At 65.9% G+C, this 6318-nt stretch carries 5 protein-coding genes and 2 pseudogenes; 2 read left to right on the forward strand and 5 right to left on the reverse strand.

The genetic code is table 11. The features are described from left to right. From JHD07_RS15015 to JHD07_RS15035, 5 genes and pseudogenes are all read right to left on the reverse strand, one after another. Positions 1 to 868, reverse strand: a pseudogene (locus JHD07_RS15015) (hypothetical protein); the annotation flags it as partial. A gap of 93 nt (positions 869 to 961) precedes the next feature. Then, the gene (locus JHD07_RS15020; RefSeq protein WP_291623468.1) at positions 962 to 1939 is read right to left on the reverse strand and encodes a hypothetical protein; all 978 of its coding nucleotides are present in this window, start codon (positions 1937 to 1939) and stop codon (positions 962 to 964) included. 369 nt (positions 1940 to 2308) lie between these two features. Then, positions 2309 to 2806 carry a TPM domain-containing protein gene (locus JHD07_RS15025; RefSeq protein WP_291623448.1) on the reverse strand — a complete coding sequence of 166 codons (498 nt, stop codon included), beginning with the start codon at positions 2804 to 2806 and terminating at the stop codon, positions 2309 to 2311. 5 nt (positions 2807 to 2811) lie between these two features. Next, positions 2812 to 3693, reverse strand: a pseudogene (locus JHD07_RS15030) (YgcG family protein). A gap of 189 nt (positions 3694 to 3882) precedes the next feature. Continuing rightward, positions 3883 to 4491, reverse strand: coding sequence for a LemA family protein (locus JHD07_RS15035; protein ID WP_024342221.1), 609 nt, complete (start codon positions 4489 to 4491; stop codon positions 3883 to 3885). 142 nt (positions 4492 to 4633) lie between these two features. Here JHD07_RS15035 and JHD07_RS15040 point away from each other — a divergent pair, with 142 nt between their 5' ends. Together JHD07_RS15040 and JHD07_RS15045 are read left to right on the forward strand one after the other, a co-directional pair. Then, on the forward strand, positions 4634 to 5488 hold the full coding sequence (locus tag JHD07_RS15040) for an enoyl-CoA hydratase (RefSeq protein WP_291623450.1): 855 nt from the start codon (positions 4634 to 4636) through the stop codon (positions 5486 to 5488). Positions 5489 to 5493: 5 nt separating this feature from the next. Next, positions 5494 to 6318, forward strand: an 825-nt coding sequence (locus JHD07_RS15045) for an acyl-CoA dehydrogenase family protein (RefSeq protein WP_291623452.1), incomplete at its 3' end; no start/stop codon positions are given.

Below are 6318 nucleotides of genomic sequence, written 5' to 3' on the forward strand. Positions count from 1 at the left end.
CAAGCAGCCAGGCCTTGAAGTCGCGCCGAAGCGCAGCGTCGGCAAGAATGCGGTCGCGGTCGATCTGGTTCTCCAGCGCCGCCTCCTCGAACGTCTTCGTGGCAGCGTCGTACTTGAAGACCTTGAGCAGATAGTCGGAGAGGAAATCGTGCAGCGCCGATTTCGGCGCGACGGAGACCTGGATGTTGGTCTCGATGCGGTCGAGCATGGCGTCGCCTCGACCGAGCAGCAGCCCCTGCCAATCGCCGTTGTCGAGCCAGCGCCGCGCAATCTCGGCGCAGCCGACCGGCTTGCGGCTCGCATCCGCCTGACGCGGATCGCGCGCCTTCATCACGAGATTGAGCGTCATCGGCAGGCGCGTGGCGGTCTTGCCGCCATCCGGCCTGCCGTCGAAACGCGCGAGACGATAGATCAGCCGGATCTCGCCGCAGGCTTCTTGCAAGACATAGGCGCGGTCCATGCGGTTGACGATGCCCGCCAGCACGAAGCGCGTGTCGCGGGATTTCAGATTGGCGAGGTCGAACAGCTGCACGTCAAAGCCTTCGCCGGCGCCGATGGTCTCACCCGGATAAGTCGCCTTGTAGCGCGCGATATAGCGGTCGAATTCGTTATCGATCGCGGGCGGAATGTGTTTCAGCTGCGGCAGCGAGGAGAACATCAGCTCGGTCGTGAGCGGGACCTCGGCACTTTGCTCCGGCGACAGAAGGCGCGAGATCGCTAGCGTATTGTCCCTGTCGAGCTGGCGCAGGAGAGCGGGATCGGTGATCGCCGTGCCGCGCGTCAGCGGCGCGTTCTCCGCTGCCGCAAGCGAAACGCCACCGCCCAGCAATGCGACAGCAGCAAGGAAAATTCGCAACGCGCGGCTCATGCCTGAGGTAACACCGCGTGGGGACGCCTATTCAAGTAAAAAGGCGCCTCACATGGTGGTGAAGCGCCTCTTCGAATGGTTGGATCTGAGCCGTCAGCGCCCGACGATCAGCCCCCTGCCGGTGACGACGACCCAGCGGCCGTCCTGGCGACGGATCGCATCGACTCGGCCGACGCCGGGAATGGGGTCGCCGGGATAGACCTCGTAGAGGCCGTCGCGGCCCTCGATCAGCGCACCGCCATTGCCGGCGCTGCGCAGCCGCCACCCGTCGATCGTCGGCAGACGCCCGACCTCGGTCTTTGGCGCTGCAGGTGCCGGGGCCGGCGCAGCGGCGGTCGCCACCTGGGTCGGCGCAATCGAGCCGGTGGTCTCCTTGGCAGGAGCGGCGGCGGCCTGCGCAGGCGCGGCACGAAGCTTGTCGACGGCCTCGGACAGCTTTGCGATTTTCGCCAGCGGCTCGGCTTGCGCCTTCTCGAGCTTGTCCAGGCGGTCGTTGGCGCGATTGGACTGGGTGATGCCGGTCTTGGAGCTCTGCTCGACATTGGCCTTCAGGGCGACGAGATCGGCATCGATCCGTGCCACGGACGCATCCAGCGCGCTGGTGTCGGCGACCTGCACCGGAGCCTGGGCGGGTGCGGCGAAATGCATCATGCCCGCGGTCGCGAGCGCGCCGCTGATCGCGCCGACGCTCGCCGCAATCGCCACCACCGCGGCCATCGCCGACAGGCGGCGCTTGCCGCCTGTTTCGCGCGGCTCATCCGCCTTCACATGCGGAGCAAAATCCTCGCGCTCCCAGGCGCGGTCGGCGGGCGGCATGACGATGAGCTTGCCGGGCTTCGGCTCGGGCCTGGCCTCGGATTTGGCCTCCGTTTTGGCCTCTGTCTTGGCGTCGAACTTCGGCGCCTCGATCCGCGGCGGCTCGACCTTCGGGGCCTCCTTGACCGGATCCGGCTTGGGCGGCGCCTCGTGGTCGGGGGCGATCGAGGGGGCGTCGATACCGGCGGCAGCCACGACGTCGTGGGGCGCTGCGACGTCGACAGCACCGGACTCCTGGGCAGCCTGCTCGGACAATGGTTCGCTCACGGCGCAAATACTCCAGTCTCGGTTGACTTTTTGGTAACTTTCATTGCTTGCGAATTCCTTACTTCGGGACCCGCTTACCGAAATTTTAGGAAGTTATCCGGGGCCGAATTGGGCCGGGAAGATGGAACCGGTGTGGTGGCGTGAAACAATTCGTAATCGTGGGAAGATGAACGGCGGCGGAATGCCGTCTCTGTAGCTTTCCGTCATCCTGAGGCGCGAGTGGCGCGGTGCGCTGCACCGCGCAGGGAGCCTCGAAGGATGAACGGCCGAGCTACAACACCCGGGCCGTCGCCCCTCGAGGCTCGCCGAAGGGGCGAGCACCTCAGGGTGACGGTGAGAGAGTTAGGGGGGCGGCATTCACATCACGACCGGCGCGTCCGGTAGCTCGTTCGAATGCGACGTACCCGGCGGAAAGTGCCTTGCCAGCTCTTTCGACACCGCTTCGATGCCGGCGATGACGCCGCGCTCGAACTGGCCCGATCTGAACTCGGCCTCCATGGCGTGGCAGATCGTTTCCCAGCCGGCTGCGCCGACGACGGCATCGATGCCACGATCGGCGATGATCTCGACGTCGCGGTCGGCCAGCAGGAGATAGATCAGAACGCCGTTATTGTGCGCGGTGTCCCAGATGCGCAAATGCGAGAACAGGTCGAGCGCGCGTTCGCGCGCCGGCTGGTTGCGAAACAGCGGCGCGCCGTCGAGCGCGCCTTCGACCACGAAGCGGACTTGGCCGGAATGCGTCGCCTCACCCTGCCTGATCGCCTGCTCGATGCGGGCGAGCACATCAGGCGGAAAGATTTGCTTCGCTCGCCAAGGATGCTGCACGAGATGTCTGGCAATGCGCTTGATGCTCATGACCGCTACCAGCTCCCCGAGGCGCCGCCGCCGCCAAAACTGCCCCCGCCGCCGCTGAAGCCGCCGCTGCTCTACGATCCGCTGCTCCAGCCGCCTCCGGACGAGCCGCTGGACCACGAGCCGCCGCGGGAGCGCCCGGTACCCGGCGCTATCGCCGAAAACAGGTCGGCGATGAAGCCGATGACGAAGCCGACGGCGCCGAGCGCCATGGCGAGCGCGAAGGAGCCGAGAATGAGCCAGGTCAGCGCCGCGATGATGCCGCCGACCGCGAGCGAGCCGAGCAGGCGCCCGAACACGGCCCGGAAGAATCCGCCCACCCCGATCGAGGCGAACAGCGTCACGATGAAGAGTGGCGCGAGATCGTCCAGATTGTGGGCGAAGTTGACGGTGCGCGAGGGCGCCGGCAGCGGCTCGCCGTCGATCACGCGGATCATGCGGTCGACGCCATCGGAAATGCCGCCCGCGAAATCGCCGGTCCGGAATTTCGGCGTGATGATCTCGTCGATGATCCGGCGCGAGATGACGTCGGTCAGCGCGCCTTCGAGGCCATAGCCGACCTCGATGCGCAGATGCCGGTCGTTCTTGGCGACGACGAGGATTGCGCCGTCATCGACCTTCTTGCGGCCGATCTTCCAGGCCTCCGCGACGCGGATCGAGAACTGCTCGATCGTCTCCAACTGCGTGGTCGGCACGATCAGGACCGCGATCTGGCTGCCCTTGCGGCTCTCGAAGTCCTGCAGCTTCTGCGACAGCGCGGCGACGTCGCTGCTGGAGAGCGTGCCGGTCTGATCGACCACGCGGCCGGTGAGCTCGGGGACAGCGACGTCGGCGTGGGTGGGAAGCGTGAAGGTGAAGAAGAGGGCGATAGCGAGGACGCATGACGCCATCACTGAATACGCCCGCCACACACTCGGTGTCATCGCCCGCCTTGTGCGCTTTGCGCACTGGGGCAGGCGATCCAGTATCCCAGAGGCAGCCGTGCCTGAACCGAGAAGCCGCGGCGTACTGGATTCCCCGCTTTCGCGGGGAATGACAGTGGTGGGTGGGGTGAAGACCATTCGCAAAACGGCGCGCGCTTACTTCGACGGCGCCGGTGCCGGGTTGAAATCGACCTTCGGCGCGGTCGAGATTGCCTTCTCGTTCTCGACCGAGAAGTTCGGTTTCTCCTTGTAGCCGAACATCATCGCCGTGAGGTTGCTCGGGAACGAGCGGATGGTGACGTTATAGTCCTGCACCGACTTGATGTAGCGGTTACGCGCCACGGTGATCCGGTTCTCGGTACCTTCGAGCTGCGACATCAGGTCCTTGAACAGGGCATCCGATTTCAGCTGCGGATAGTTCTCGGTGACGACCAGCAGCCGCGACAGCGCGCTGGAGAGCTCGCCCTGGGCGGCCTGGAATTTCTGGAACGCGGCGGGATCGTTCAGCACCTCCGGCGTGGCCTGGATGCTGCCGACTTTGGCGCGGGCATTGGTGACGCCGAGCAGCACGTCCTTCTCCTGCTGCGCAAAGCCCTTCACCGAGTTAACGAGGTTCGGCACGAGATCGGCGCGGCGCTGATACTGGTTCACGACCTCGGACCAGGCGGCCTTGATCTGCTCGTCCTCGCTCTGGATCGCGTTGTAGCCGCAATTGGTCAGGCTCAGCGAGGCCAGGGCGGCCAGCACGGTCAGGATCTTGCGCATCAAATTTCTCCCGGTGGAATCGGGCGCAAGCTATCAGATTACGCGCTCGAGAAAAGCAGCCGGCTGACGCAAGCCTCTTGCCTATCGCAGGCTGACATAGTCAACTCCGCGAAACAAAAGCGGAAACGCCAGGGGAAACGCGATGAGCTCGTTCGAGACCATTCTCGTGGAACGGCCGGAGCCGGCGATCGTCCGCGTCGTGATGAACCGACCCGACGCGCGCAACGCGCAGAACCTGCAAATGACCTACGACCTCAACGCCGCCTTCGACGCGGCCGTGCAGGACGATACGGTCAAGGTCATCATCCTCGCCGGCAACGGCCCGCACTTTTCGTCCGGTCATGACCTCCGTCCCGGAGGCAAGAATACCGCGGGCGTCGACTTTCCGCCGATCGGAAATTGGGGCGGCTTTGCCGAGCCCAATGCCCATGGCCGCTTCGCCCGCGAGCAGGAAATATATCTCCAGATCACGCGGCGCTGGCGCAATCTCGCCAAGCCGACCATTGCCGAGGTGCACGGCAAGTGCATCGCAGGCGGTCTGATGCTGGCCTGGGCCTGCGACCTCATCGTCGCCAGCGACGATGCGCAGTTCTGCGACCCCGTCGTCACCATGGGGGTCTGCGGCGTCGAATGGTTCGTGCATCCCTGGGAACTCGGCGCGCGCAAGGCCAAGGAGTTCCTGTTCACCGCGGACAATTGGAGCGCGCAGGAGGCGCACCAGCTCGGCATGGTCAACCAGGTGGTGCCGCGCGCGGCGCTGTCCTCACGCGTGCTGGAGCTGGCGCGCAGGATCGCGGCAAAACCGTCCTTCGCGCTGAAGATGACCAAGGAGGCGGTGAACCGCTCGGTCGACGTGATGGGCCAGCCCGCCGCGATCGACCAGGCCTTCGCACTGCACCAGCTTTGCCACGCCCACAATCTGCAGGAGTTCGGCATGATCGTCGACCCCTCCGGCCTGCATCCTTCCGTGCGCAAGCCGCCTGCGGCGGCGGAGTAGACGCGATGGACCTCGATCTCAGCGACGAGCAAAAGCTGCTGCGCGACAGCGCGGAGCGCTTCGTAGCCGGCAGCTACGATGCCGCTCACCGCCGCAAGATGGCGAACGATCCGCTCGGCTTCAGCCCCGCGGTGTGGAAGCAGTTCGCCGAACTCGGCTGGCTGGCGCTACCGCTGCCCGAGGAGTTCGGCGGGCTGGGCGGCGGCGCGGTCGATGTCGGAATCCTGATGGAAGCCTTCGGACGGGGCCTGGTTTCGGAGCCCTATGTCGCCACCGTCGTGCTGGGAGCCGCGTTGATTGCCAGATGCGGCACCGCGGAGCAGAAGCAGGCGAGCCTGCCCAAGGTGGCGGACGGATCACTGAAGCTTGCGTTCGCGCATTCCGAGCGCGCGGCCCGCTTCGATCTCGCCAAGGTCGCGACATCGGCGACCAAGACGGCGCAGGGCTGGCGCCTGTCCGGCAGCAAGATCACCGTGCTCGACGGCCACGCCGCCGACGAGATCATCGTCTCCGCAACTCTGCACGATCATCACGGTCCCTCGGGGCGGATCGGACTGTTCGTGATGCCGGCAACGGCAGAGGGCGTCGCGATCTCCGACTATGCGCGCCTCGGCGGCGGGCGCGCCTGCAATATCGAGCTGTCCGACGTGCACCTGCCCGAAGACGCTCTGCTCGGAGACGGCGGCAACGCACTCCCCGCGATCGAATGGGCGGTCGACCGCGCCATGGCGGCGCTCGGCGCCGAGGCCGTCGGCATCATGCAGACGCTGCTCGACACCACGCTCGACTACACCAAGGTCAGAAAGCAGTTCGGCCGGCCGCTGTCCGCC

Source organism: Bradyrhizobium sp. (assembly GCF_016462955.1).
In the GTDB taxonomy this organism is placed as follows: Bacteria; Pseudomonadota; Alphaproteobacteria; order Rhizobiales; family Xanthobacteraceae; genus Bradyrhizobium.